Below are 26,257 nucleotides of genomic sequence, written 5' to 3'. Positions count from 1 at the left end.
ATAATTATTTGTCAAAAAATTATGCTTCGACACAAGTTCTCTATTTAAATAAAGAATTTTCTCTGATTTTTTTTCAAAATGAGAATTGCTGGCGGTTCTCAGTCAAGTGAAGTACAAGAACCCCACCCCCAACCCCCTCCCCGCAAGCGATGAGGGGACTATGATGTAACTCATGTGATTAGGAAAGGCTATATGTGATTCTAACTACTTTTTTAGACATATCTTAGAATGTAGATGCACACAATGTAGCTATTTTTTATAAAAAATGGCCGCAGCGATCGCAACAGAGGTTACATTCATCTGTTTACCTTTTTCTAAATTCCATCCAATTTGATGATATGGGCTGATATATCTCTGACCGAAGTTACAGCCCAATTAACCAAGTAGACGATTTATCCATAAAATTGTCAGGGTGCTAAGACAGCGTAGAGAGAGAGCTACAGGATATCTTCCTCACCGTACCAGCAGCTATGCATATCGAAAAACCCGCTACCCATGAACCGGAAGCTTCATTTTTAGTGCAAGATTCCGAGAGTTTCCCACAATCAAAAGACTTATCTCCAGAAAATTTAGATCCTTGTCAATGCTCACAAGCCGCCTTACAAATGGCATTAATAGCCAGTGGCTTGGGGTTGTGGGATTGGAATCTCATAACCAATAAGACTTATTACGATCCCCAGTGGAAGGGCATTCTGGGGTATGGAGTAGACGAAATCGCTCATGAGCATAAATCCTTTGAGCAACTTGTACATCCACAAGATTTACCGAGAATTCACCAGGTGTTGCACGATTATCTCCAAGGATTCACGCCTGTGTTTGAAGTCGAATTGCGAATGTTGACTAAATCCGGTGAATGGAAATGGATTTTGACTTGTGGCAAAGTATTTCAGTGGGATGAATCCGGTAAACCATTGCGAATGGCGGGGACGCATAAGGATATTAGTCACGATAAAGCGATGTCTACGACGGGCTGCGCCTACGCTACTCAACAATACCAACTATTTGAACAACTCCAAAGAGAAATTGTCCAACGCCAATCTACTGAAGACCAAGTTAGGGAAAAATCACAGCAGCTAGAAACTACCCTCGAAGAACTCAAATATACCCAAAGGCAGTTATTGCAGAACCAGAAAATGGCTAACCTCGGTCAACTGGTGGCGGATATGGCTAACGAAATTAACAACCCCGTTAGCTTTATCTATGGCAATCTCCATCCTGCCAGTCAATACGCTGAAGATTTAATCAGAATCATTGAACTTTACCAACATTACTATCCCACACCGACATCAGTCATAGCCTTACATCTGCAACGCCTCGACCTTGGTTTCGTAAAGACAGACTTTTTGAAATTGCTGTGGTCAATGCGAGCCGGATCTGAGCGCGTTAAAGAAATTGTTTTCGCTTTGCGGAATTTTTCTACCTCTGACGAAGGTCAAATGAAAAAGGTTGACCTGCATGAAGGACTTGATAGTGTTCTCAGGATTTTGCAACATCGTCTGAAAGAAAAGCCCGATCGAGCCGGGATTGAAGTAATTAAAAACTTTGGAGAATTGCCATTAATTGAGTGCTATCCTGGTGATTTAAATCAGGTATTCATGAACATCTTAACTAATGCCATTGATGCTTTAGAAGAAAGGATGAAACATGATTATTCCTTTACTCCCAAAATTTTTATTCATACAGAAATTGTGAAAAGTCATTTGTCATTAGTAAATAGTAATGAACCTTGGGTAAATGACAAACAGAAAGAAAAAAAACACAAAGTGATCATTCACATTTCTGACAATGGTAAAGGCATACTTCCACAGATTCAAAGACAGATATTTGAACCATTTTTTACCACCAAGCCAGTAGGTAAAGGTCAGGGATTGGGACTATCAATTAGTCGAGAAATTATCGTTGAAAAACATCAAGGTAAACTTAAGTGTAATTCTCAGCTAGGTGAAGGCACAGAGTTGGTCATTGAGATGAACACAACAGCAAGACACTATGCCGCTATTAGACAACACGCCAGCTTCTAAGAGGATGTTTTAAAAGTGGTTGGCTGTAATTTTAGGCACTTGTTGATCCCCCCAACCCACGCAGCGCTCTTTAGGGAATAAATCAGCCCTGCGCTTTTCGGGGGTTTGTATAAAAAACCCCAGATTGAGTATGATTATCAAGAAACTTAAGTTTTCTTTCCTGTTATCAGATGGGTCGCGGTTCCAGTGATGCACAAGTAGACTGTTTCGTAACAATCAAAAACGCAGAATAATTAGCATGAAACCAACATTTACTTTCAGCATAATAGGCGGTACATTGCTCGCACTATTAACGCCTAACTTACTCGTTGCTCAAACTAACGATTATGGAACAACACGCAGACCTGCAACTTGTCCATCACGAACAAAACCAAAAACAGGTGCTCCCAGCGTTGAACAGGCAAAGATGTATTTTATATGTGATTATGAAGGGTTAGGGGGAATTCAAGGTGAAAGAGGTAGCTATATGTGGCTTGTCAGGGATATCAATATTGAAGTTGCTCCAGTTTCCCGTCGATTCACCCAAAACGATCTTCCTTTCAACAACAGAAATGGGGGAACTCAGTTAGGAATGGACCCTGACAAACCTGTGTACGATATCCGAGGTAGTTATACTAGCTACAGTTGCTTTAACTGGCCAGATAAAGTTGGCAAAAACTGCGATGTAGATTATTTCTCTGATAGTACAGGCATCTGTTTCCTAGATACTTTTGGAGGATGGCACTGCCGTATGATAGGTGGTCAAATGAAAAGCGAAAGAAATGTCCCACCACCTACAAATTAATTCGCTCACAGAACTAATTGAAGCCTCGTCTGTTAAAGCTAGTTCTTCTGATGAAACGATCAATTTTTCCGCCAATCGCAGAGGTGATTTTAACAGAATTGGTGGTGCGACGAGCAAGCAGGGCTGATTCATCCCATTTCAAACAGGATTTGTCAAGATGGTTAGCGAGAAAATTGTAAGTGAGGGTGGCGAGAAGATAAACTTTTAAGCACTTGAACAACAGTAAGATTGTTCATTTTCTTGGCACGCTGGTAACAAAATAATCAATTTAAAATCGCTAGAACCATTGATATTTAGCGCTCTTTAGGGAATGAAACAGCCCTGCTTTTTAAGGGGAATTTAGGGGGATCTAAAACGTTTTGCTACCGATCAGAGGACTTTTAGAACATCCTCTAAGTAATTAGCCTTGGGTAAGAGGCGTTAATTTTTGGAAGTCAGGCGATCGCCACATTCACAATACAGGTCGGTAAATTTGGTTTTGTCTTCTGAACGCCTAAATTACAGCACAAGCCATCAATACACTTTCTACGACAATCACCACGTAGGCATTGCACCAAGGGACTTCCAAATAAAAAAATACCCAGAAACTGGTGAAAAAACTCTTTTCTCTGTGTTCTCTGTGTCTCTGTGGTTCGTTTATTTGAGTAATTTATTTCTTGGAAGTCCCTAACGATCGCCGTATACTCCTGCAATGGTTGAACCCATGAAAAACGCTTCAGCCTACCTAAACTGACAGTTAAAACAGCAGATGTAGACCATCAATGTCAAAATACTGAATCATGGGATGAAAAAGTAAAGGTGAGTAATACCCACCCGTAAACTTGCCTAGCCACTTACCCAAGACAGATAAACAGCAAATTTTATCAGTCAAAATCTATGAATTTGACCCCCTCCCAAACTCGAAAGCCTCCAACTCAAGCGATCGCAGCCAGAATTTTCCACTGGTGTAACATCATTAGTCTATTTATCATGCTCACCAGTGGGCTACAAATTTACAACGCCAACCCTGTTTTTGGCGGACGTGCAGGTTTGCACATTCCTCCGATATTTACTTTAGGAGGTTGGCTTGCAGGGGGTAGACACTGGCATTTTGCAGCAATGTGGCTATTTTCGCTAAATCTTTTATGGTATGGAATTTACGTTTTATTTACCCGACGCTGGCGACATCGGTTTGTAGGGGAAAATGACTTCAAAGCATTACAAAAAAGTCACAATCCCAAACGCCTAATTTATGCTTGGCATCGGATTGCGTATACAGCAATTATTCCGATCTTGCTGCTGGCGTTATTTACAGGAATAGGAATGTATAAACCTGCTCAATTTCCCTGGATTGTGGATTGCTTTGGCGATTGGCAAGCATTGCGAATTGTTCACTTTGCCTCAGTGCCAATGGTTATCTTATTTGCAGTGATTCACTATCAATTAGGGCAAAAAGCCGGTGGAACCGAATTAACAGAATCAATGTTTTCATAAATAATCTTTTTTAAACAAAAAAATGAACTTTTTTGATAAATTGAATCGTAATATCTTACAAAATCAAAGCTTACTATTTGTAGGACTCGATCCAAATCCAGAGATGATGCCTGTGCGTTATGAATCTGAAGAACTCATCGCTGGTTTGGAGAAGTGGTTACAATTCATTATTGCGGAAACCTCTGATTACGTTTGTGCTTATAAACCGACACTTGGCTTTTACGAAGCGTTAGGTATTCCCGGTTTAGAATTGCTGTACAAAACTTTAGCAGCTATTCCAGCGCACATCCCGGTTATTTTAGATGCTAAACATAGTGACTTAAATACTAGTACCATTTTTGCGAAAACTGTGTTTACACAATGGCATTTAGATGCAATCACTCTTAGTCCCTATACAGGACAAGATCATGTGGCACCTTTTTTGGTCTATCCTGAAAAAGCGGTATTTATCTTATGCTGTACTTCTAATCCAGGTGCAGAAGCTTTACAGAAATATCCTACAAACGATTCACCCCTTTATTTACAGGTGGTAAAAGAATCAAAAACCTGGGGAACTCCAGAACAATTGGGTTTGGAAGTGGGAACTACAAATCCTGAAGTTTTGGCACTTATCCGAGCGATCGCACCTGAACGAATTATTATGGCACGTAGCATCTGGGCAGAGGGGTTAAACCTAAAGCAAATTTTAGAAGCGGGCTTGAATACTAACGGTGATGGTTTGCTAATTCCTGTTCCTCAAGATATGTTGGCAAATACACAATTATCTGAGGAAGTCAAGTCTCTACGCGCTGAAATTAATCAACTAAAAACTGAAATTATTCACGAAAATTCTACATGTTCTGTGTGGTTTCCTGATGTTTGTTTCCTAAATCAGCACCCCTACCAAGATTTGATTTTACAACTTTATGACATTGACTGTATTATGTTTGGCAGCTTTGTCCAAGCATCAGGAGCGATATTCCCTTATTACATCGACTTACGCAAAATTATTTCTAATCCTCAACTTTTTAATCAAGTTCTCACTGCTTATGAGGATATTTTGAAGAATCTCAATTTTGATAGGTTAGCAGGTATTCCCTATGGTTCTTTACCTACCGCGACTGGTTTAGCTTTGCGGCTTCATTGTCCAATGATTTTCCCCCGTAAAGAGGTAAAGGCCCACGGAACGCGAAGAGTTATTGAGGGTCACTTTCATCCTGGTGAAACAGTTGTGGTAGTTGACGATATTCTCATCAGTGGTAAAAGTGTTATGGAAGGCGCAGGAAAGTTAGAATCAGCAGGATTAAATGTTAATGATATTGTGGTACTTATCGATCATGAACAAGGTGTGAAAGATAGATTACAGCAAAATGGTTATTGCAGTCATGCGGTTTTAACTATTTCGGAAATTACTAATACTCTGTATCAAGCAGGGCGAATAAATGAGGAGCAATTTTTAGCTTTTGCTGAAAGTTAATAATTGGAAATAGTTTTCTCATTCGCTTGTGATTGAGTTTAGTATATTTAATTCCCAGGTTAAATCTAGTAAATAAAATAATTTTAGCTGTTAAATTAATTATGAACTTTTCACTCAATCAACTACTTAAATGGTTAATTTTTACACTGCTATTTCCTCTAGTCTTTCTCAATGGTTGGCTAGCATTTTTGCTTGTTAAAAATTTTCAACCTGTCGTCGCAATTCTTGTCTTAGCTACCTTGTTTGCATTCGTTTTAAACTATCCCGTTGCCATTCTTCAAAAGCGAGGAGTGAAACGTGGCTATGCAGTATCATTAGTTTTTATATCAGCATTGATAATTATCGTTGCTCTGGGTATCACTTTAGTACCCATTGTATTAGAGCAATTTAATGAAATGGTTAAAGTCTTTCCCCAATGGATTGATTCTAGTGAAGAAAAACTTCAAGTTTTAAATGATTCGTTTTTTAGGCACAAATTAAATGTGAATTTAAGTCAGTTATTAGCACAAATAACCGATCGATTACCTAATGAATTAGAGTTCGTTACGGATAAACTTTTAAGCATTATTAGAGATACGATTGATAGTGTTTCTGATGCATTAATCATAGTAGTGCTGACTTTTTACCTCTTGTTAGACGGGCCAAGAATTTGGGAGGGAATATTTAAGAAGTTACCAGGGAAATTTACTCAACAGGTAAGCCAGTCTATTCAGCAAAACTTCCAAAATTATTTGATTGGGCAGGTAACATTGGCTTTGCTGATGGGAGTTTCAATAACATTAATGTTTTTAGGTTTTCAAGTCCAGTTTGCTTTACTCTTTGGCTTGGGAGTTGGGCTTTTGAGCTTAATTCCCTTTGGTGATGTTGTCAGTCTTGTTGTAATCACTTTTATAATAGCCACACATAACTTTTGGCTAGCAGTAAAGGTTTTGGCGGTAGCTGTTGTCATTGACCAGTTAATCGATCAGGCGATCGCACCACGGCTTTTAGGCAGATTTACTGGACTTAGACCAATATGGGTTTTAATCGCTTTACTTATAGGAACCAATGTCGCTGGAGTCTTAGGTTTGCTAATCGCGGTACCTGTAGCTGGTTTTATCAAAGATGCAGCAGATGGTTTTTCTAAATCTGGTGATTCTGAGAATGTAGTTGAAAGTGAAGTGCCATCAGAATTGTTACCAGAGGAATCAGTATAGAAATAAGTTATTTGTAAAAATAAGATGCCATATCTACCGCTAACACTAAGTTGCAATGGTGTAATTAAGGATGAGATGTAATAGTTAGGATGGTTATAACTCCTTGCTCAAATCCGTAGTACCAAAAAACTCGAAAAGCAGCAGGTGTTTTGTTTTCTACATAGGCTTCAAAAATTTCTTCTCCATTAGGCCCTGATAAAGATTCATATTTATGAGTATTCAAACTAGGGTGTCTTAGGTTTGTTTCCATTAAACCCAGCGTTTTTAAAACTTTTTGGTACTTTTTATAGTCTGTTTGTTGTAGTTTAGCTAGTGCTGTACTAGCCTCCGTTGAAAATACGATCTTAAAATTCACTATTGCTGAGTGTGGTAGATTAGCCCTTATGATAAAGATTATATTTTGAAATCGGTGTCCAGGGTTAGTGTCCTGATGACATATTTGTGTCGTAGAGACACTCTATTCATCAATTTCTAGATCCGCATACTGTGCAAATGAACCTAAGTCGTGAAGTTCACCAGAACTTGCCTGTTTTATACCAACTTTTAATGAGCTACGAGCTATAGAATTTTGCCATATCCAAAGTTCTCTTTCTGGAATATTTACAACTGGATCTAGCAAAATTTGTCCTGCCTCATTGATGAGGACTCGGTAGCTTTTTGCTTTGGCAACAGTGCCCAAGGTTAATCGTCCTTTGTCATCAGTCTTGACACTATCTTTAACTATTTGGAAGTCCTGATTTTCAATCATATTGCTGCTTGCTGCTATATCCTAAATTCATTATAAACACCTGTGGGTAGGTGGGTATTGCCCACTAAAAATAAAATTGCATAAAAAAAGCCCCCAGCATTTTTACTGGGGGTGAGAAATAATACCATTTCACTTTATGTTTGTCGGAGATGCCCCTGCCAGTGCCTCTACTTAGATGAGAGGCTAGAGTATTACTCAAATATTACAACAAAAAGCGATCGGGTATAAAATTAGCTAACATTTGCCAAGAGCAATTCTCGTTTTTCTGATTTTTGTACTCTCACTTTAGAGTCATCATCAACATCGATAAACGCTGTGTCTCCATCTGCAATTTGCCCAGACAGCATTGCTTCAGCAAGAGAATCTTCTAAGAGGCGCATAATTGCCCGACGTAATGGCCTAGCGCCGTAGCTGGGATTATAGCCTTCTTGGACTACAAGTTCTTTGAAGCGATCGCTAACTTCAAGAATAATTCCCTTTTCTGTCAAGCGTTTAGAAACTTCACGAAGCATAATCTCAGCAATTTGCTTCACTTCATCCCTAGAAAGCTGGGTGAAGACGATAATTTCATCGAGACGGTTCAAGAACTCAGGACGGAAGTAAGCTTTCAATTCCTCATTTACCAAGGTGCGGATGCGGTTATAACTAGCGTCGGCTTGAGTGTCGAAGTCAAAGCCTAAACCACTACCACCTTTTTCAATCACCTTGGAACCGATGTTAGATGTCAAAATGATCAGCGTGTTCTTGAAGTCCACTTTCCGACCTTTGGCATCGGTAAGATGACCGTCATCCAAGATTTGCAGCAGCATATTGAATACATCGGGGTGCGCTTTTTCGATTTCGTCGAATAGCAACACTGTGTAAGGTTTCCGCCGCACTGCTTCTGTAAGTTGTCCGCCTTCGTCGTATCCGACATAACCAGGAGGCGAACCAATTAGCTTGGAGACGGTGTGGCTTTCCATGTATTCGGACATATCTAGCCGAATCATCGAGTCTTCCGCACCGAAGAAGTAAGAAGCTAATGCCTTCGCCAATTCTGTTTTACCGACTCCGGTAGGGCCAGAGAAGATAAAGCTAGCAATGGGACGATTGGGATTTTTCAAGCCGACACGGGCGCGACGGATACCGCGAGATACAGCCGAGACTGCTTGCTCTTGACCGATGAGCCGTTGATGCAGAGTGTCTTCTAGATGTAGAAGCAATTCTGACTCAGATTCAGTCAGCTTGTTAACTGGTACGCCAGTCCAAGAGGCGACGATTTGGGCAATGTCTTCTTCGTCAACTACAGTGGAGTTGACAGGTTGCTCGTTTAGTGTAAACGTTGCTTGCAGTTGTTCTGCGAGTTTTAACTCTTGGTCGCGGAGGGTTACAGCTTTGTCAAAATCTTGGACTCTGACTGCTGCTTCCTTTTCTTTGGTAACGCCAGCGAGTTCACGCTTCAGTTCTTTATTGGGAGAACTTTGGGAGTTCCGCAGACGGACGCGAGAACCAGCTTCATCAATTAAGTCTATTGCCTTGTCGGGCAAGAAGCGATCGCTAATATAGCGGTCTGATAATTCTGCGGCTGCGACAAGTGCTGAATCCAAAATTGTGACTTTGTGGTGCTGTTCATAAGCACCACGCAAGCCGTAAAGAATTTGTACGGTTTCTTCTACCGAGGGTTCACCAACCATAATTGGTTGGAAACGACGCTCTAGGGCAGCATCGCGCTCGATGTGCTTCCGATACTCATCCAGGGTAGTTGCACCGATACACTGGAGTTCACCCCGTGCTAGGGCAGGCTTGAGGATGTTTGCTGCATCCAAACCACCTTCTGTACCACCAGCGCCAACCAAGGTGTGAATTTCGTCAATTACCAGAATGATATTACCGACAGTGCGAACTTCTTCCACAACTTTTTTGATGCGCTCTTCAAAATCGCCACGGAAGCGAGTTCCAGCTACCAATGACCCCATATCGAGGCTGATAACTTGCTTGCCCTGTAAGGTTTCGGGAACATCTTGATTGATAATACGTTGAGCTAGACCTTCTGCGATCGCAGTTTTACCAACTCCTGGTTCACCAATCAACACGGGATTATTCTTTGTGCGGCGACCGAGAATTTGAATCGCTCGCTCAATTTCCTTCTCACGACCAACTACGGGGTCTAGTCTGCCTTCTTGCGCTAATTTGGTCAAATTTCTGCCATATTCTTCCATCGTTAGCGGTTGGGTGCGCTTTTGACTACCACTACCAGCAAAAGCTGGTGCATTTTCACCCAAACGGCGAACTATGGCACTGCGAACACTCTTGAAGTCAACTCCTAGATTTTGCAGGACTTTGGCGGCTACACCTTCACCAGCCTCAGTTAAGCCCAAGAGTAAGTGTTCAGTGTTGATGTAATTCTGTCCCAGACTATGAGCTTCTTTAAAAGATTGCTCAAATAGGCTTTTCACCTTGGGGGTAAAAGGAATTTCTGGCGGTACAAAGCCAGAACCTCTACCAATAATTTTTTCTACCTCACGACGTGCGTCTTTGAGGGTAACGCCTAATTCGGCCAGCACTTTAGCAGCAACCCCAGTTCCTTCTCCCATCAAACCCAGGAGAATTTGCTCAGTTCCTACGAAATTATGTCCCAGGCGACGTGCTTCCTCCTGAGCTAACATAATTACTCTAATGGCTTCGGAAGTGAAGTGTTCAAACATAATGGGTTCTTGCTCCCTCGCTGCTTGGACTTTGGGTGATATAAAATTCACCCTCATCTAAAGTTTTTTGTATTTTCTTAACGACTAATGTAACTTTATTTAAAGTTAAGTGGCAGTGGTGAGAGCCGTAAGACATCAGGTGTACTAGCCGTCTAAGAGAATTTAAGAGTTGGGAGTTAGAGGTTAGGAGTAAGTAAGGAGTTCTCAATTTTACAATTAGTTTTCCCGTGGAGAAGATGATTTTTTGCCTTTTCTGCTCCTCTGCTCTCGGCTAAACTTAGAACTCAGGACTCAGAACAGTCTAAACCCTAATTATCCGCTAACAACACTCAGGACTGACGATGACTGAACCAACGGTTGGTAAAGACCAACAGCACCCTCTTTATAATCGCGATCGCCCCCTTATTGATATCTTACTCGCTCAAGAGGCGACAGACTATAACTTAGCAGAATTAGCCAGGCTGCGAATGCGTTATCAAGGCTTTCCAGGGGCGAGGGATATCCAAAAAGACCTAGATAAAGTCTTACAGCAGTGGGGTTTAACCGAAATTGAGCTTTTTGAGAAAACTCGCAAAATTCACGATTTGGGCGGTATTTACAAAAGTCGCGGTAAAAAAGACGAACAGGATTGGAATTAGGGGATTGGGGATTAATTATTCCCTCGTATTTCCAACTCTTGTACAGACGCGATGAATCGCGTCTCTCCTAATTTAATATATAGCCTACAAGACTTTGCACTGACCATGATGCCGTAACAAATGGTCACACAGCACCAACGCTACCATTGCTTCAACCATTGGAACTGCACGTGGTAATACACAAGGGTCGTGTCGTCCTTTCGCTGCTAATAGAGTTTCTTCACCCTCACGAGTTACAGTCTTCTGCTCTTTTCTAATTGTTGCTGTCGGCTTAAATGCAACTCGCAAAATGATATTTTCCCCGTTGGAAATCCCGCCTTGAATACCGCCAGAACGGTTTGTTACTGTACGGATTTCTCCATTTTGATCGATATAAAATTCGTCGTTATGCTCAATTCCCGTTAGTAGCGTTCCCGCAAAACCGGAACCAATTTCAAAGCCTTTGCTAGCAGGGAGAGACATCACACCCTTAGCGATATCAGCTTCTAATTTATCAAATACTGGTTCGCCCAAACCTTTCGGCACATTTCTCGCCACACATTCTACCACACCGCCGATCGAATCGCCTTGTCTACCGATTTGCTCAATTAATTCAATCATGCGATCGCCGCATTCAGCATCAGGACAGCGAACAATATTACTTTCTACTTGCTCTAAGGTGACAGTATTAGGATCGACTACACCTTCCAAGTCTTTGATGCGCTTAACGTAAGCAATAATTTCGACATTGGCGATTTGACGGAGAATTTTTTTAGCGATCGCACCAGATGCGACTCTCCCGATTGTCTCACGTGCTGACGACCTACCCCCACCTTGCCAATTGCGAATGCCATACTTTGCATCATAAGTTGCATCGGCGTGAGAAGGTCGATACTTCTGTGCCATCTCGTCGTAATCTTGAGGACGAGTATCTTGATTACGTACCAAAATTGTTATAGGCGTTCCCAGCGTTTTGCCTTCAAATACCCCTGATAAAATCTCACAGGTATCAGCTTCTTTGCGAGGAGTTGTAATTTTACTTTGTCCTGGCCGCCTTCTATCTAGTTCTACTTGAATTTCTTCTGCCGAAATTTCCAGTTGTGGAGGACAACCATCAATTACAACCCCCACACCGCCGCCGTGAGACTCGCCAAAAGTACTAATGCGAAATAAATGACCAAAAATATTGCCCATGATTTTGAAGAAAAAGGTGAGGCTTATGTATTCAATATAATCAGCACCCAGTGCGACGGCTAATTCATAAGCAGCTAAAGTATGTTCTGGACGGTAGCCACTCGCGCCTCGGTGGGCAATGATAATTGGAGATGTTGTACTAATAGCCACTGACATCAACTAATCGATATCCTTCACCAACCAGTTTGTCAAAAGTCGCTTGATACTGGGCTGAGGTCAATCCATGTCGCGCCTCCCAAGCTGAACCACCAGACTTTTCCCAAATAGCGGCGTATCGGTTTTGTCCGTTGACATTATAACCACTTACGTCAACTAATCGATATCCTTCACCAACCAGTTTGTCAAACGTCGCTTGATACTGGGCTGAGGTCAATCCATGTCGTGCTTGCCAAGCTGGGCCGCCAGACTTCACCCAAATAGCAGCATATCGGTCTTGTCCATTGACATCATAACCACTAACATCAACCAACCGATATCCTTCGCCAACTAGTTTGTCAAAAGTCGCTTGATACTGGGCTGAGGTCAATCCGTGTCGTGCTTGCCAAGCTGGGCCGTCAGACTTCTCCCAAATAGCGGCATAGCGGTCTTGTCCATTCACGCTGTAACCACTAACGTGAACTAATCGATATCCTTCGCCAACTAGTTTGTCAAAAGTCGCTTGATATTGGGCTGAAGTCAATCCATGTCGCGCCTCCCAAGCTGGGCCGCCAGACTTCACCCAAATAGCAGCATATCGCCCTTGTCCGTTAACATCATAACCACTGACATCAACCAACCGATATCCTTCACCAACCAGTTTGTCAAAAGTTGCTTGATATTGGGCTGAGGTCAATCCATGTCGCGCTTCCCAAGCTGAACCACCAGACTTAACCCAAATAGCAGCATATCGGTTTTGTCCGTTAGCTACTGCTTGTCTTCTGACATCAGGGATTCTCTGTAACTGGGCGATATTTTGAGCAATTACCTTTGTGTTTGTCTCGGTATTGCTGATACTATTGGCAAGGTTAATGGGAGCCGCAAAAGCGGAACTGACTAAAGTTGAAAGTAACACTGCACTAGAGGCAGTAAATGTTAAAGAGTGGATGAACATATTAGTAAAATAAAACTGTAAATTTGGGCTTCACTGACTAACTAGGTTTACATTTATTTTTTTATGCAACACCCAGCTAGCAATGCTGACAATTCTGGATACCTCAGATTTACAGGTAATTCCTGAATTCAGAATACCGAACTTTTATTTGTATAGCTTTGCCGTAATTTTACTATGTAGTTTTAGCTGATTTTATACTGACAATAGTGAATGAAAGGCACAATAAGCTAATCGTCATTCATTTTTCCAGAATGATTCGCTCGTAGTAAGGGCTTCAGCCCTGCTTTTATGCAACTTAAATGCTCATTAGCTTAAAAGACCATAAACTCAAATAAGCCTAGTATAAAACACATTTATCTTGACGGTCAAAAGATATTATTTCCCAGCCAAGAAGAATGGGAAACTTTGCGATTCAACCCCTTTATTGATGATATGCCACTAGCTGTTTTAGATTTGCTTTGGCCAGCGCTTGAGTTAACTGAAAAATATCATGAAATTCACTTATGGCTGGGAAAAATATCAACTTTAAAGAGATGGATGCCATATATTTTTATATAAATAGAATCAAGCTTTCAAAGAGTCCAGTTAGAAACTTTAAGCTGTAATTTTTGCAATTGGCGAGGAAAAACAGCTAATCCTATGGATACGACTCTATATTGTGGAGATGGGATAAATCAGGATCGGTTTACTCTAATGAAAGCTGCTGAAAGATATCCTGTACTTCCTTGCCCTTGTTGTGGCGATCGCCTACCAAGACATCCAATTTGGGTAGAATATAATAAAGATTAATCACGGGTTAGTCGCGGCTATCCAAACAAAAGGCTTCATTATCTTTAAATTCTATTAGCTAGATATTTTGTAATCATTCTAATGACACAGATTAAGCCGGAAGTAAAGCGCACAAAAGAATTGCGCCAGTTATTGCAACAAGCTAGCTATGCTTATTACGTTCTAGATGCTCCAATGATGGAGGATGCAGTCTATGACCAGTTATATCGAGAATTGCAACAACTGGAAATTCAATATCCAGAGTTGACAGCACCCGATAGTCCGACTCAGCGCGTGGGTGAAAGACCAGCAACGCAGTTTACCTCGGTGCGGCATAATATCCCCCTGTACAGTCTGGAGAATGCATTCAATATTGATGAGTTGCAAGGCTGGGATCAGCGTTGGCGGCGACAAGTACCGAAAATAGATTCGGTGGAATATGTCACTGAACTGAAAATTGATGGTTCTGCTTTGGCTCTTACCTACCAAGATGGCATTCTAGTGAGGGGAACAACTAGGGGTGATGGGGTGATGGGTGAAGATATTACCCAAAATGTGCGGACAATTCGCTCAATTCCCTTGCGTTTGAATTTTGAAGGGTTAGAAATTCTCGAAAGGGTGGAAGTGCGAGGCGAGGCGTTTTTGCCTTTGGAAGTATTTAAACAAATTAATGAAGAAAGGCAAAAAGCCGGTGAGCAATTATTTGCTAATCCCCGAAATGCCGCAGCAGGTACACTCAGACAACTAGACTCGCGCATTGTCGCCAAACGGCGGTTGGCTTTCTTTGGCTATACCCTGCATATTCCTGGTAGAGATGACACCAGTATTGCCAATACCCAATGGGAAGCATTAGAGTTGTTAGAAAAGATGGGTTTTCAAGTGAACCCCAACCACAAACTGTGTGCCGCGATCGCAGAAGTGGCAAAATATTATGAATATTGGGATACGGAACGCCTGAATTTACCCTACATGACTGATGGGGTGGTAGTAAAGCTGAATTCTTTTAAACTCCAAGAACAGCTAGGGTTTACCCAGAAATTTCCTCGCTGGGCAGTTGCGTTAAAGTACCCCGCCGAAGAAGCTCCCACCCGTGTGGAAAATATTGCTGTAAATGTCGGACGAACGGGGGCGTTAACGCCGTTAGCCGAGATGCGCCCTGTACAACTGGCGGGAACAACAGTTTCTCGCGCGACTTTACATAATAGCGATCGCATTGCTCAATTAGATATCCGCATTGGTGATACTGTTATTGTCCGCAAAGCTGGAGAAATCATTCCAGAAGTGGTGAGGGTATTAAAAGAACTCCGTCCTGCTGACACTGAACCCTTCGTTATGCCCACCCATTGCCCAGTGTGCAATCAAGCAGTGGTGAGAGAATCAGGTGAGGCGGTGACTCGGTGCGTCAATGCTTCCTGTGCGGCGATTCTCAAAGGTTCCATTGAACATTGGGTAAGTCGTGATGCCTTGGATGTTAAAGGTTTAGGTGAAAAGCTGGTGCATCAACTTGTTGATAAAGCTTTGGTGCATTCCGTTGCTGATTTATATGAGTTGACAGCAGAGAGATTGTGTGCATTAGAAAGGATGGGTGAAAAGTCAGCAGAGAAATTAGTGGATGCGATCGCTCAATCAAAAAATCAACCTTGGTCAAGGGTATTGTATGGTTTAGGTATCCGTCACGTTGGTAGTGTGAATGCCCAATTGTTGACTCAGAAATATTTTACCGTAGACCAGTTAGCGACAGCAAAGCAATCAGATATTGAAGGAATTTATGGTATCGGTGCTGAAATTGCTCAATCTGTGTACCAGTGGTTTCGGATTGATGCCAACCAAACTTTGATAGAACGTCTGCAAGCAGAAGGATTGCAATTAGCTGCCACAGAGGAAACAAAAACAGTTGGTGATGGTAATCAAAAGTTTGCAGGTAAGACGTTTGTCGTCACAGGGACATTGCCAACCTTAAAGCGAGATGAAGCAAAGGCTTTGATTCAAAAATTTGGTGGAAAAGTGACTGATTCAGTGAGTAAAAAAACAGATTATTTAGTAGTAGGAGAAGATGCCGGTTCTAAATTAGAAAAAGCGCTCTCTTTGGGAATTACGCAGTTAAGCGAGGCGCAATTTTTAGAGATGCTTGAGGATTGATATCGTAATCCGATTTGATTCCTAAAATTATTTTTCTTGTCGGTATTTGTTTTCTCATTAGCAATTCCCATCATCACCTTCATCCACCTAGACTCCCTCATTCTTCATCTTCATTCGATTCATCATCCTCACTCCAATACTGTTGAGGTGCATTTCCATGAACTTCTAAAATCTTTGGTTTTTTGATTTTATTATCAGGTGGATTAATTACTTCTAACTGCACATCAAACTTCCAGTTGTCACCAAAATCATAAAGATAGGTCATTTTAGTACCCGGTTCTATAGACAAATCACCAATTTGCACTTGGTCAGCAAATGGGGGGATTTCCATGTAGGGATGACCTATTTTAATTATGCGACCAAAACGGTCTTTATAACTAAACTCATATAGATGGTCATAGTCAAAGTCAAAAGCATCAAGAATCGTCTCTGCTAACCAGCTTAATGGTTTTTTGGCTGGTATAGCAATGCGTCTCCAAACCTGATGAAGAGACACTTTAAAAATATAAATACCATCCGTGAAGCCTTGTTTTGGAACAAATAAATTATGCTCCCATTCTGGAAAAAATGGTTGAAAATGTGACTGCAACTTTCCAAAAGTTACATTGACTTCATCCTGTAATTCTCCTCGGATACCTAGTGGAAATAGTAATTGCAACAGAGCATCCCCAAAGGGTAAGCGCTGTAAACTAGTAATGCGCCATCCTTTGCCTTCTGTTGCTTTACCATGTTGAATAGATAATAATCCAAATAACTCTAACAGGGCAACGTTATGCAGACCAGGGTAATAACTAATATCATGTTGATGCTCATATTTAGAGAATTTTAAACCTTTCTCTGGTACGCGGGGCCAAAGTTGAATACATCTAAATAAATTCCCAAATGAATCTTGATGTTCGCCCAAAATTTCGTTATTTCCCCAAATCAACCAGGCTTCTAATAAATTGAAATAGCGTTCTGTTGGATTGAGGTTTGACCATGATTGCAAAGTTGCTGCATTTAAAACTAAAACCTGCTTCTTCCCTTGGGATCTAATTTGGGCTATCCCAGAACTGCGTAATAACAAATATAGTCCATTAATGTAGGGGTATGATTTCTGTACGGGGCGTTTGAGTTTAGTTTCAATGGGGTGGCTTAACTGAGAATTGAATTCTGATAATACTTTCAGTGGTAGAAGGTTATTAACACTACTAACCTCCACTCCATTTGGTTGTAACAAATCTATCATAGTTTGAAAGTCACACAAAATTGTCCCGGGTTGATTTTCATCAATACTGAGTTCTTGCAGGAGTTGTTGTTGCGATTCTGTTAGAGAAGGTAGTTCAGGATTGAGTGTGCGTTCTAGTCGCGCAAATAAATCATCCATAAATAAAAATTCTCAATTCTCAATTCACAATTTAACCTTCTGTGTAACCCTGTGCTATTTATACTATGGCTTAACCTAATAAGTGTCACAGGAGGTCTATCAAGACCGTAAACTTAATGAGATGTGAATGATAATATTTTCACCTTCTAGTTGACAATCCCAGGGATTTGATATGAATAGTAACACTCGTCTACAGATGATTTTAGCTGATACACCTATTAATACAGTATTACCTGCGATCGCTCAACTAAATCTACCTAACTGGTGGTTAGCCGGTGGTGCAGTCCGAAACACAGTTTGGTCTTCGATTTTTGGCAATGACTGTGGGTTAGTTATTAAAGATTTTGATATTGCATTCTTTGATATAGAGGGAAATCGTTCTCAGGAAATAGCAGCAAAGGCGATTCTCACAAAACAATTTCCTTATGACGAGTTTGATGTCAAAAATCAAGCCAGTTTTGCTCGTTGGCGACTTGGTAGCAGACACTACACTAATACAGAAGATGCTGTTGCAGAGTGGTTGCACACTGCTACTGCTGTCGGAGTTCGACTAGATACACAAGGCCAATGGCAATTTTTCACTCCCTACGGGTTGAATGACCTGTTTAATGGCATTATTCGACCTACGCCAGCACATACTCATAACATCGATGCCCACAATAAAGCATCGGGGTTCTTACAAAAATGTCCTTATCTGCGGTTGGCGTAAAAGTTACAATAGGTTTTCCGTTGCAAGGGAATAATCGCTTTTCAATTTACAACCCTTGGATACGGAATCACAATGTTAATAATTTTCTCCCACTGGGAATAATTAAATTAGAACCCCTTTCACGATAGGACGGGGGTGATGCTAATTTTGTAACTTTTTTGTAACTTTGTAGGCAAAAATCAATGCCAAATCCGACTGGATATCAAATCAACTCGACTCTCCACGAAGGAATCCAAACAATTATTTATCAAACACAAATGCCAAAGACGCAACAGCGAGTTATCCTCAAGTTGCTTAAAAATGAATATCCTACCCTCGAAGCCTTTACCCGCCTTAAAAATGAGTATCAAATTCAGCAAGGTTTAGACCATCCCAACATAGTTAAAGCCATTAGTCTAGAAACCTTTGATAACCGTGTGGGGCTGTTGTTAGAAGACTTTGATGGTCAATCCTTAGCCCAAATTATTCAGACAGAAAAACTTGACTTAATTAACGATTTAAATATTGCTATTCAACTGACTAAAGCTCTCGATTATTTGCATAAACACCAGATTATTCATAAAGATATCAAACCTAGTAACATTATTGTTAACTCCCAGACAGGTATTGTTAAACTCACTGACTTTGGTATAGCCTCCCGCCTCAATAAGGAAAATCCCCAATTTAATAATCCAAACTGCGTTGAAGGCACACTTGCTTACATGTCTCCCGAACAAACGGGGAGAATGAATCGTATTCTCGATTATCGAACTGACTTTTATTCTCTTGGTGTAACTTTATATGAAATGCTCACCGAGAAAACACCATTTTTTAGTCAAGACCCCTTAGAACTAGTTTATAGTCACATTGCTATTCAACCGATCAACCCACAGTTATTAAATCCAACAATTCCTAATGCCATCTCAGAAATTGTGCTGAAGCTGATGGCAAAAAATGCAGAAGACAGATATCAAAGCGCTACAGGATTATTAGCAGACTTAGAATTATGTCTTAACCAGTTAAAAACTAAGGGTACAATTACTGATTTTCTTCCAGGTCGTTTAGATATATTAAGCCAGTTATTAATACCTCAAAAATTATATGGTCGTGAAAACCAAGTTAATGAACTACTAGCGGCTTTTGAACGAGTAACATCTGAGGCTAGTGAGATGATGCTAGTCTCTGGTTATTCAGGTATTGGCAAATCAGTTTTAGTCAATGAAGTTAATAAACCCATTACTCACAGACAAGGTTACTTTATTTCTGGTAAATTTGACCAACTAAAGCGAAATATTCCTTATGCTTCCCTAATTCAAGCTTTTGCTTATTTAATGCGGTATTTACTGACAGAGAACAATGAAAAAATAGAAATATGGCGTGAAAAAGTTCTATCAGCTTTAGGAACAAATGGAAAAGTTATTACTGACGTAATTCCAGAAGTAGAATTAATTATTGGTATACAGCCAGAAGTTGCCCAAATTGGTGCAACAGAATCACAAAATCGCTTCAATCGAGTTTTTAAAGAATTTATCCAAGTTTTTACCCAAAGAGAACACCCTTTAGTTATCTTTTTAGATGATTTACAATGGGCAGATTCAGCAACATTAAATTTAATTCAACTACTTATAACTGACACTGACAGCAAACATCTATTATTTATTGGCGCATATAGAGATAATGAAGTTAATGCAGCACATCCTTTAATCCAAAAGATAGAAGAAATTAAGAATGCTGGCACAGTTATTAACAATATTGTGTTGCAACCTTTAAGTTTAGACAATGTGATTCAGTTAGTTGCAGAGACTTTGCAAGAGACAAAGGTTAACCATGATGTAGAATTCAGCAGGTTTAAAAATAAAACTATCCAATTAGCTGAATTAATTTCTAACAAGACAGGTGGAAATCCATTTTTTATCACACAATTAATTCAAGCACTTTATCAAGAAAAGCTTTTAAGATTTGACTTCATTAATGCTCAATGGCAGTGGAGTATTGAGGATATTCAAGCAATTGGAATTACCGATAAAAATGTAGTTGAGTTAGTTGCCAGTAGAGTTGAGAAACTACCAAAATTTACCCAAAATGTTTTAAAATTAGCAGCTTGTGTGGGTGACAGATTTAGTCTTGATGTTTTATCTATAGTCAATGAAAAATCGGCTTATTTGACAGCCAATGATTTACACTCGGCTTTGCAAGCGGGATTGATTCTACCTTTAAGTGAAGCTTACCGTATTCCTTTAGTTTTTAATCAAGAAGAAGCGGCTAATTTAAATTTCGACACTTCACGGGTTGGTTACAAGTTTTTACATGACAGAGTACAACAAGCAGCATATTCGCTGATTCCAGAAGAGCTAAAGAAATCTACTCACCTGAAAATTGGGCAATTGCTTCTACAAAATATCCCAAAGGAGGAAATAGAAGCTAATATTTTTGATATTGTCAATCAGTTAAATGTGGGTATTGTTAATCTAATAGAGCAATCTGAAAAAACTGAATTGGCGCGACTAAATTTAATTGCAGGGCGAAAAGCTAAAGCTTCTACAGCTTATGAAGCTGCGCTTAAATATTTCACAAATGGGATAGAAATTTTAAATGTAGATACTTGGACAACTGAATATACTTTAACCATAAGTTTATATGAAGGAGCCGCAGAAGCTGCCTATTTGGGTGGTAATTTTGAGCAGATGCAGCAATGGGCTGAGGTGGTGCAGCAAGAAGCCAAAATCCTTCTAGATAAAGTGAAAGTCTATGAAGTACAGATTATCGCTTCTGTCATTCAAAGCAAACAACTGGAAGCCATTCAGATAGCAGTATCAATTCTCAAATTGCTAGGAATAAGTTTTCCAGATGAACCGACATCAACTGATATTCAGCAAGGAATGGATGAAATTGCTGTTTCTTTGAAAGGGAAAGCTATTGCAGATTTAATTAACTTACCATTAATGTCCGCTCCTAACAAGATTGCAGCCATGAAAATCTTAATGGCAGTTCTTCCTGCGGCTTTTCAAACTGCTCCTGCAATGATGCCAATTATTGTTTGTAAAATGGTCAATTTGTCCTTAAAATATGGCAATACGGCTGTATCTGGCTATGGTTATAGTCTTTATGGTTTACTTCTTTGTGGAGTTCAAGGAGAAATTAATTCAGGCTATGAATTTGGTAAATTAGCTTCTAGTTTGGTGTCGGAATTTAATGCTGAAGAACTCAAGGCTAAGATTCTAACGGTTGTTAGCGCTCATGTTATGCACTGGAAAGAGCATGTTAGGGAGACATTAACATCATCAATGTCTGGATATGCTAGTGGTCTGGAAACCGGAGATTTAGAATATGCTGGCTATTGTGGTTATATTTATCCCTATCACTCATTTTGGTTGGGTAAAGAACTTTGGGTTTTAGAAAAAGAACTTATAGCTTACTGTGAATCGCTGAAGAAAATTAATCAGCAAGTAGCTTTAACTTGGAATTTAGTATATTTACAAACAGTTTTGAATTTGAAAGGAGATTTTGAAAATGTAGATTGTTTAATTGGAGAAGCCTACGACGAGCAAAGTATGCTGCCAATTCATCAGCAAGTAAATGACCTTTACACAATTAATCATCTATTTGTAAATAAACTAATGCTCTCTTACATATTTGGGGAGTATTTTAAAGCTGTAGAACATGCTGCGATCGCAGAAAAATCTTTAGGTGGTGTAACAGGGTTATTTGTTGTTCCAATGTTCTATTTTTACGATTCTTTAGCACACTTGGCTATATATCATACTGCTAAAGAGTCTGAGAAGCAAGCTATTCTTGAAAAAATCCAAGCTAATCAGCAAAAAATGGAACTCTGGGCTACTCATGCTCCCACGAATCACTTACATAGATTTTATCTCGTAGAGGCAGAACGGTATCGGGTTTTAGGTCAAAAGCTGGAAGCAATGGACTACTATGAGAACTCTATTGCCAAATCTCAAGAGAATGGTTTTCTCCAAGAAGAAGCTTTAGCTTATGAGTTAGCAGGAAAATTTTATCAATCTTTAGGTAAAGAGTTAATTCATCAAACTTATATAACTAAAGCCTATTATGCCTATATTCGTTGGGGTGCGATCGCTAAAGTTAAATACTTAGAATCAAAGTATGCTTTTCTAGTAGGACAAACTACTGCTATAGAAACTACTACTTCTAAAATAGATACAATTCACTTTACCACTACTACAACTACTAATAGTAGTTTAAGCGATTTTTTAGACTTTAATGCATTCATCAAGTTTTCGCAAGCGATTACCAACGAAATTGTTTTAGAAATTTTGTTGAGCAAGCTCATCAAAATTTTACTAGAAAATGCTGCCGCCCAAAAAGCAGTGCTACTCCTACTCAAAGATAATCAACTATATATCGAAGCTTCTGGAAATGCTGCTGATGATGTAGTGACAGTTTTACGCTCTATTCCTGTTGAAGCTTCTCAGGATTTACCCCTCTCTGTGATTAATTACGTTTTTCGTACTCAACAATATCTTGTATTAAATGATGCAATAATTGCAGAACCGTTCAACCTTGATATTTATATTCAGGAATCTCAAACAAAATCAATTTTTTGCTTACCCATAATTTACCAATCACAAATTACAGGGATTATTTATTTAGAAAACAAATTGTCATCAGGAACTTTTCTGCCAGAAAAAGTAGAGGTATTAAAAGTCTTAGTTTCTCAAATGGCTATTGCTATCCAAAATGCCCGATTGTACACAAGAGAACAAGATAAATCTAGAGAATTAGAACAGTCAATAAAAGATTTACAAGAGGCACAAATACAACTTATCCAAAGCGAAAAAATGTCTTCCCTGGGTAATTTAGTTGCAGGTGTAGCACACGAAATTAATAATCCAGTCGGCTTTATTTCAGGTAGTATCGCTCAAGCAAAAGATACTGTTAAGGATTTAATAGACTATCTACAACTGTACCGAGATAAGTTTCCAAATCCTGGTACTGAAATTGAAGAAAAAGCTGAAGAAATAGATATAGATTTCCTGCTAAAAGATTTACCAAAAATGATTGATGGTATGACAGCAGGAACGCAGCGTATTCGTAACATTAGTACTTCTCTCCGTACTTTTTCACGCGCCGATACGACTTCTAAAGTATTAGCTAATATTCATGAAGGCATTGATAGTACTTTGTTAATTTTACAGCATCGTCTGAAAGCTGACCATAATCGTCCGGCAATTACAATTATTAAAGATTATGGAAGTATTCCATTGGCGAAATGCTATTTAGGACAATTGAATCAAGTTTTTATGAATATTATTGCAAATGCAATTGATGCCTTAGAAGAAGCAAATACTGGTCGGAGTTTTATGGAAGTTCAAGATAATTATCCTAATATTATTACCATCTTAACTAAGGTAGAGAAAGATAATAATCTGGCAATTAAGATTCAAGATAATGCTAAAGGAATGCCAGAAGAAGTTAAAGCCTGTATCTTTGAAAATCTATTTACTACCAAATGCGTAGGGAAAGGTACAGGATTAGGATTATCTATTAGTCGCCAAATTATAGTAGAAAATCATGGTGGAAGTTTGATTTGTGAATCAGTCTTGGGACAAGGAACAGAATTTATAATTTCTATTCCCATTTTGGGATAATAATCTTTCATAGTACAGACACATTAGCAAAGCTATAACCGTAGATACCCGAATTACCAAACAATTCGGGTATTTTGTTTATCACGAATGATCCATAATTGCTATAGTAATTACATTTATTCTTTAAAATTTGCTTAAACACAAGTTATTTTTTTATTAATAAAACTATGTAAGTAGTAACTTGATTATTTAATCAAATCAACACATATTCGCTCACGATTCACGCTTAGAACTTTATGTATTTTCTGTTATTATGATGACTGATTATATGCATCAAATCTTGTAGCTTGTTTATAATTTACCAGATGATATAAAAGTCAAATCTAACTAAATATGCAAGAATTTTAGTCAGGTCTTTATCAGCTAAAATATCAGATGTAAATTGAGTTTGCAGCAAGTTAAAAGATGCAGAATTAGTAAAAATTAAGGTGGTTCTACTGTGGAAAAAAGAAGAGAAGGTGGGCGAATAGTTCCAAAGGCTATCTCGTTTTTGTTGAATCAAATTACATTGATTGTGCTTGCAGTTATTCTTGTGCTGTTTATTGGAGGTAGGTTTGAACTAGCAAGTGCAACTCAACCTAACGCAGAATTAGAAATTCAAAAATTAACATCTTGTTACTCGCTGGGAACTGATGCCATTGGTAGAGGAAATCTCCTAGAAGGAAAAAATATTTATCGGGATTGTTTTACTCAAGATGCAGTTCTCACTGCCATTTTTCCTGATGGGACAACTCAAACAAGTTATGGTACAGATGCTTGGGCAGATTTTGTCTATTCAGTATTCCAAGGAAATGGTTATACAGCTACCCAACACTTGATGGGTACGATAAACATTTCAATTGAGAATAATAAAGCAGTGATGACTTCTTATCTCCATGCGACTCACAAACGTTCGGAAACTAGCATTGATGTTGCTAATGGTACTTATGAAGATGAAGTTGTAAACAAAAATGGACGCTGGAAAATTCGTAAACGGACTCTCAAACTCATCGATTTCTTGAATCTCAGTTCACCGACGGTTGATTCTTCAAATGCTAATGCCCGAAGCAGTAATCCATCTGCTACCTTTGTAAGACCAAAAATGTCTGGCTTCAATCATTAATCTTTCACAGTATATAAGTAAAAAGTAAAAAGTACTCTCTACTTTTTACTTTTTATTCTGTTTTATATATGAATAAAGAAGTTCGCTATTGCTCTGAGGATTTACAATTAAGCATGGACTATTACCGCCACTTCCATTACTTACAATAACGACAGTAATCCCGGATTTTGGACAAACCCCTAAACAACTGGTGCTAACCACCCGAAATTCACCCCATAATCCCTCAACTTTTAAACGAGATTTCAACCAATTCTCTAAGTCTTCGGAAGCCGTTGAGCTTTTGTTAGCTGGATGAAAACTATTTGACTGCTCATTTGCACATTGCGAACACACAAGCACTAAACCAGACTCCCATCGGGGAGAAACGCTAGGAATAGGAATAGAAATAGAAGTGTCTAGCGGACGAGAATTTATTAAGGGCGATGTCTGCTGAGAAGTAGATGCAAAACTTTTAAAGATACGTTGAAGCAATCTTTTAATATGCTTAATCAATTTTTTCATGGACAATCCTACCTATTTATCTGATAGGATAGTAGAGATTTCCTGTTTAGTCTGTTCTGGTAGATCGTTTAATAATCAGCGTTTCTGAGCAATTTGCTGCAAGTATGCAATTAGCTGTTCTCCTGCGGTGTCAATGTGTCGTTTTAGTAACCTGATAGCAGCTTTTCTATCCTGCTTTTGACAAGCATCTAAGAGTTGATAGTGTTCTTTTTGCGATCGCTCTTGGTAATCCATCTCTACCAATTGTACGCGAACATAGCGATCGCAATTAACGTGTAAAGTTTTAATCATCCCCAACAACCGGGGACGTTCAGCAGTGGCGTACAGCGTCGCATGGAATTCCCAGTTGAGTTTTGCCAACACACCTGCATCGGTTGCTTTATCTGTCGCTTCCAGAATCATAGCAGCTTTATCTATATCTGTTTCCCTGAACTTGGGTATCGCCAATTGCATCGCTTTCACTTCCAAAGCGCTGCGAATTTCACAAATCTCTTGCGCCTCTTGTGCTGTCAACACCGATACAATCGCCCCACGATTTAGATGCAGTGTCACCAATCCTTCTGCTTCTAACTGCTTCAGGGCTTCGCGCACGGGAATGCGACTAACGCCAAACTGAGTGGCAATTTCATCCTGTCTCAGAGATTGTCCTTCCTGAAAAATGCCCCGCAGAATCGCTTCCCGCAAAGCATCGGCAATTAAATCTGGCGTACTGCGTTGTTGTTGCAGCACATTAGCTGCTAAGTCATTTAAGTTCATATTGAATATTGTATACAAAATCCAAAAGATTGTATACAATATCCAAAGTA

The 26,257-nt window shown here is 39.5% G+C and carries 21 protein-coding genes; 12 read left to right on the top strand and 9 right to left on the bottom strand.

The annotated features are described in order from the left end of the window. Positions 1-470 precede the first annotated feature (470 nt). From V7K55_RS21190 to V7K55_RS21180, 3 genes are all read left to right on the top strand, one after another. Positions 471-2,021, top strand: a complete 1,551-nt coding sequence (locus V7K55_RS21190; RefSeq protein WP_334834607.1) for a PAS domain-containing sensor histidine kinase — start codon at positions 471-473, stop codon at positions 2,019-2,021. 238 nt (positions 2,022-2,259) lie between these two features. Beyond that, on the top strand, positions 2,260-2,805 hold the full coding sequence (locus tag V7K55_RS21185) for a hypothetical protein (protein WP_334834606.1): 546 nt from the start codon (positions 2,260-2,262) through the stop codon (positions 2,803-2,805). A 50-nt stretch (positions 2,806-2,855) separates the two neighbouring features. Then, on the top strand, positions 2,856-2,984 hold the full coding sequence (locus tag V7K55_RS21180; RefSeq protein WP_334834605.1) for a hypothetical protein: 129 nt from the start codon (positions 2,856-2,858) through the stop codon (positions 2,982-2,984). Positions 2,985-3,239: 255 nt separating this feature from the next. On the opposite strand, the gene V7K55_RS21175 is transcribed toward V7K55_RS21180, so the two are convergent. Continuing rightward, the gene (locus tag V7K55_RS21175; protein WP_334834604.1) at positions 3,240-3,497 is read right to left on the bottom strand and encodes a hypothetical protein; all 258 of its coding nucleotides are present in this window, start codon (positions 3,495-3,497) and stop codon (positions 3,240-3,242) included. 184 nt (positions 3,498-3,681) lie between these two features. On the opposite strand from V7K55_RS21175, the gene V7K55_RS21170 reads away from it, so the two are divergent. The 3 genes from V7K55_RS21170 (at position 3,682) to V7K55_RS21160 (ending at position 6,930) form a co-directional block, all read left to right on the top strand. Beyond that, positions 3,682-4,278, top strand: coding sequence for a cytochrome b/b6 domain-containing protein (locus V7K55_RS21170; RefSeq protein WP_334834603.1), 597 nt, complete (start codon positions 3,682-3,684; stop codon positions 4,276-4,278). A 22-nt stretch (positions 4,279-4,300) separates the two neighbouring features. Then, positions 4,301-5,734: a bifunctional orotidine-5'-phosphate decarboxylase/orotate phosphoribosyltransferase gene (locus V7K55_RS21165; RefSeq protein WP_334834601.1), complete on the top strand. Its 1,434-nt coding sequence runs from the start codon at positions 4,301-4,303 to the stop codon at positions 5,732-5,734. A 101-nt stretch (positions 5,735-5,835) separates the two neighbouring features. Further along, on the top strand, positions 5,836-6,930 hold the full coding sequence (locus V7K55_RS21160) for an AI-2E family transporter (protein ID WP_334834600.1): 1,095 nt from the start codon (positions 5,836-5,838) through the stop codon (positions 6,928-6,930). Positions 6,931-6,994: 64 nt separating this feature from the next. Here V7K55_RS21160 and V7K55_RS21155 read toward each other — a convergent pair whose 3' ends face one another. The 3 genes from V7K55_RS21155 to V7K55_RS21145 form a co-directional block, all read right to left on the bottom strand. Further along, positions 6,995-7,285: a hypothetical protein gene (locus V7K55_RS21155; protein ID WP_334834599.1), complete on the bottom strand. Its 291-nt coding sequence runs from the start codon at positions 7,283-7,285 to the stop codon at positions 6,995-6,997. 102 nt (positions 7,286-7,387) lie between these two features. After that, entirely contained in the window at positions 7,388-7,678 is a 291-nt protein-coding gene (locus V7K55_RS21150) for a hypothetical protein (RefSeq protein ID WP_334834598.1), read from the bottom strand. A 230-nt stretch (positions 7,679-7,908) separates the two neighbouring features. Further along, the gene (locus V7K55_RS21145) at positions 7,909-10,362 is read right to left on the bottom strand and encodes an ATP-dependent Clp protease ATP-binding subunit (protein WP_334834611.1); all 2,454 of its coding nucleotides are present in this window, start codon (positions 10,360-10,362) and stop codon (positions 7,909-7,911) included. A 341-nt stretch (positions 10,363-10,703) separates the two neighbouring features. On the opposite strand from V7K55_RS21145, the gene V7K55_RS21140 reads away from it, so the two are divergent. Continuing rightward, complete coding sequence (locus V7K55_RS21140; RefSeq protein ID WP_012409942.1) at positions 10,704-11,000, top strand: DUF3288 family protein; 297 nt, start codon at positions 10,704-10,706, stop codon at positions 10,998-11,000. A gap of 84 nt (positions 11,001-11,084) precedes the next feature. Here V7K55_RS21140 and aroC read toward each other — a convergent pair whose 3' ends face one another. Further along, the gene (aroC, locus tag V7K55_RS21135) at positions 11,085-12,329 is read right to left on the bottom strand and encodes a chorismate synthase (protein ID WP_334834597.1); all 1,245 of its coding nucleotides are present in this window, start codon (positions 12,327-12,329) and stop codon (positions 11,085-11,087) included. Continuing rightward, on the bottom strand, positions 12,313-13,263 hold the full coding sequence (locus tag V7K55_RS21130; protein ID WP_334834596.1) for a hypothetical protein: 951 nt from the start codon (positions 13,261-13,263) through the stop codon (positions 12,313-12,315). The genes aroC and V7K55_RS21130 overlap by 17 nt, the downstream gene beginning before the upstream one ends. 639 nt (positions 13,264-13,902) lie before the next feature. Here V7K55_RS21130 and V7K55_RS21125 point away from each other — a divergent pair. Together V7K55_RS21125 and ligA are read left to right on the top strand one after the other, a co-directional pair. Further along, the gene (locus V7K55_RS21125; protein ID WP_334834594.1) at positions 13,903-14,052 is read left to right on the top strand and encodes a hypothetical protein; all 150 of its coding nucleotides are present in this window, start codon (positions 13,903-13,905) and stop codon (positions 14,050-14,052) included. An 81-nt stretch (positions 14,053-14,133) separates the two neighbouring features. Next, positions 14,134-16,170, top strand: coding sequence for an NAD-dependent DNA ligase LigA (gene ligA / locus V7K55_RS21120; RefSeq protein ID WP_334834593.1), 2,037 nt, complete (start codon positions 14,134-14,136; stop codon positions 16,168-16,170). A gap of 97 nt (positions 16,171-16,267) precedes the next feature. On the opposite strand, the gene V7K55_RS21115 is transcribed toward ligA, so the two are convergent. After that, positions 16,268-17,536: a plasmid pRiA4b ORF-3 family protein gene (locus tag V7K55_RS21115; RefSeq protein WP_334834592.1), complete on the bottom strand. Its 1,269-nt coding sequence runs from the start codon at positions 17,534-17,536 to the stop codon at positions 16,268-16,270. A 172-nt stretch (positions 17,537-17,708) separates the two neighbouring features. On the opposite strand from V7K55_RS21115, the gene V7K55_RS21110 reads away from it, so the two are divergent. The 3 genes from V7K55_RS21110 to V7K55_RS21100 all read left to right on the top strand — a co-directional run bounded on the left by V7K55_RS21110 (position 17,709) and on the right by V7K55_RS21100 (position 24,950). Beyond that, on the top strand, positions 17,709-18,245 hold the full coding sequence (locus tag V7K55_RS21110; protein ID WP_334834590.1) for a nucleotidyltransferase family protein: 537 nt from the start codon (positions 17,709-17,711) through the stop codon (positions 18,243-18,245). Between the two features lie 182 nt (positions 18,246-18,427). Further along, positions 18,428-23,848, top strand: a complete 5,421-nt coding sequence (locus V7K55_RS21105) for a trifunctional serine/threonine-protein kinase/ATP-binding protein/sensor histidine kinase (RefSeq protein ID WP_334834588.1) — start codon at positions 18,428-18,430, stop codon at positions 23,846-23,848. A gap of 439 nt (positions 23,849-24,287) precedes the next feature. Further along, positions 24,288-24,950 carry a nuclear transport factor 2 family protein gene (locus V7K55_RS21100; RefSeq protein WP_334834587.1) on the top strand — a complete coding sequence of 221 codons (663 nt, stop codon included), beginning with the start codon at positions 24,288-24,290 and terminating at the stop codon, positions 24,948-24,950. Between the two features lie 45 nt (positions 24,951-24,995). Here V7K55_RS21100 and V7K55_RS21095 read toward each other — a convergent pair whose 3' ends face one another. Continuing rightward, on the bottom strand, positions 24,996-25,451 hold the full coding sequence (locus V7K55_RS21095; protein ID WP_334834586.1) for a (2Fe-2S) ferredoxin domain-containing protein: 456 nt from the start codon (positions 25,449-25,451) through the stop codon (positions 24,996-24,998). Between the two features lie 75 nt (positions 25,452-25,526). After that, positions 25,527-26,207, bottom strand: a complete 681-nt coding sequence (locus tag V7K55_RS21090) for a GntR family transcriptional regulator (RefSeq protein WP_334834585.1) — start codon at positions 26,205-26,207, stop codon at positions 25,527-25,529. Positions 26,208-26,257: the final 50 nt, after the last annotated feature.

Source organism: Nostoc sp., assembly GCF_036919895.1.
Classification (GTDB): Bacteria; Cyanobacteriota; Cyanobacteriia; order Cyanobacteriales; family Nostocaceae; genus Nostoc.
The sequence above is the reverse complement of the archived record's forward strand: the minus strand, read 5'-3'. Positions and strand labels throughout refer to the sequence as shown.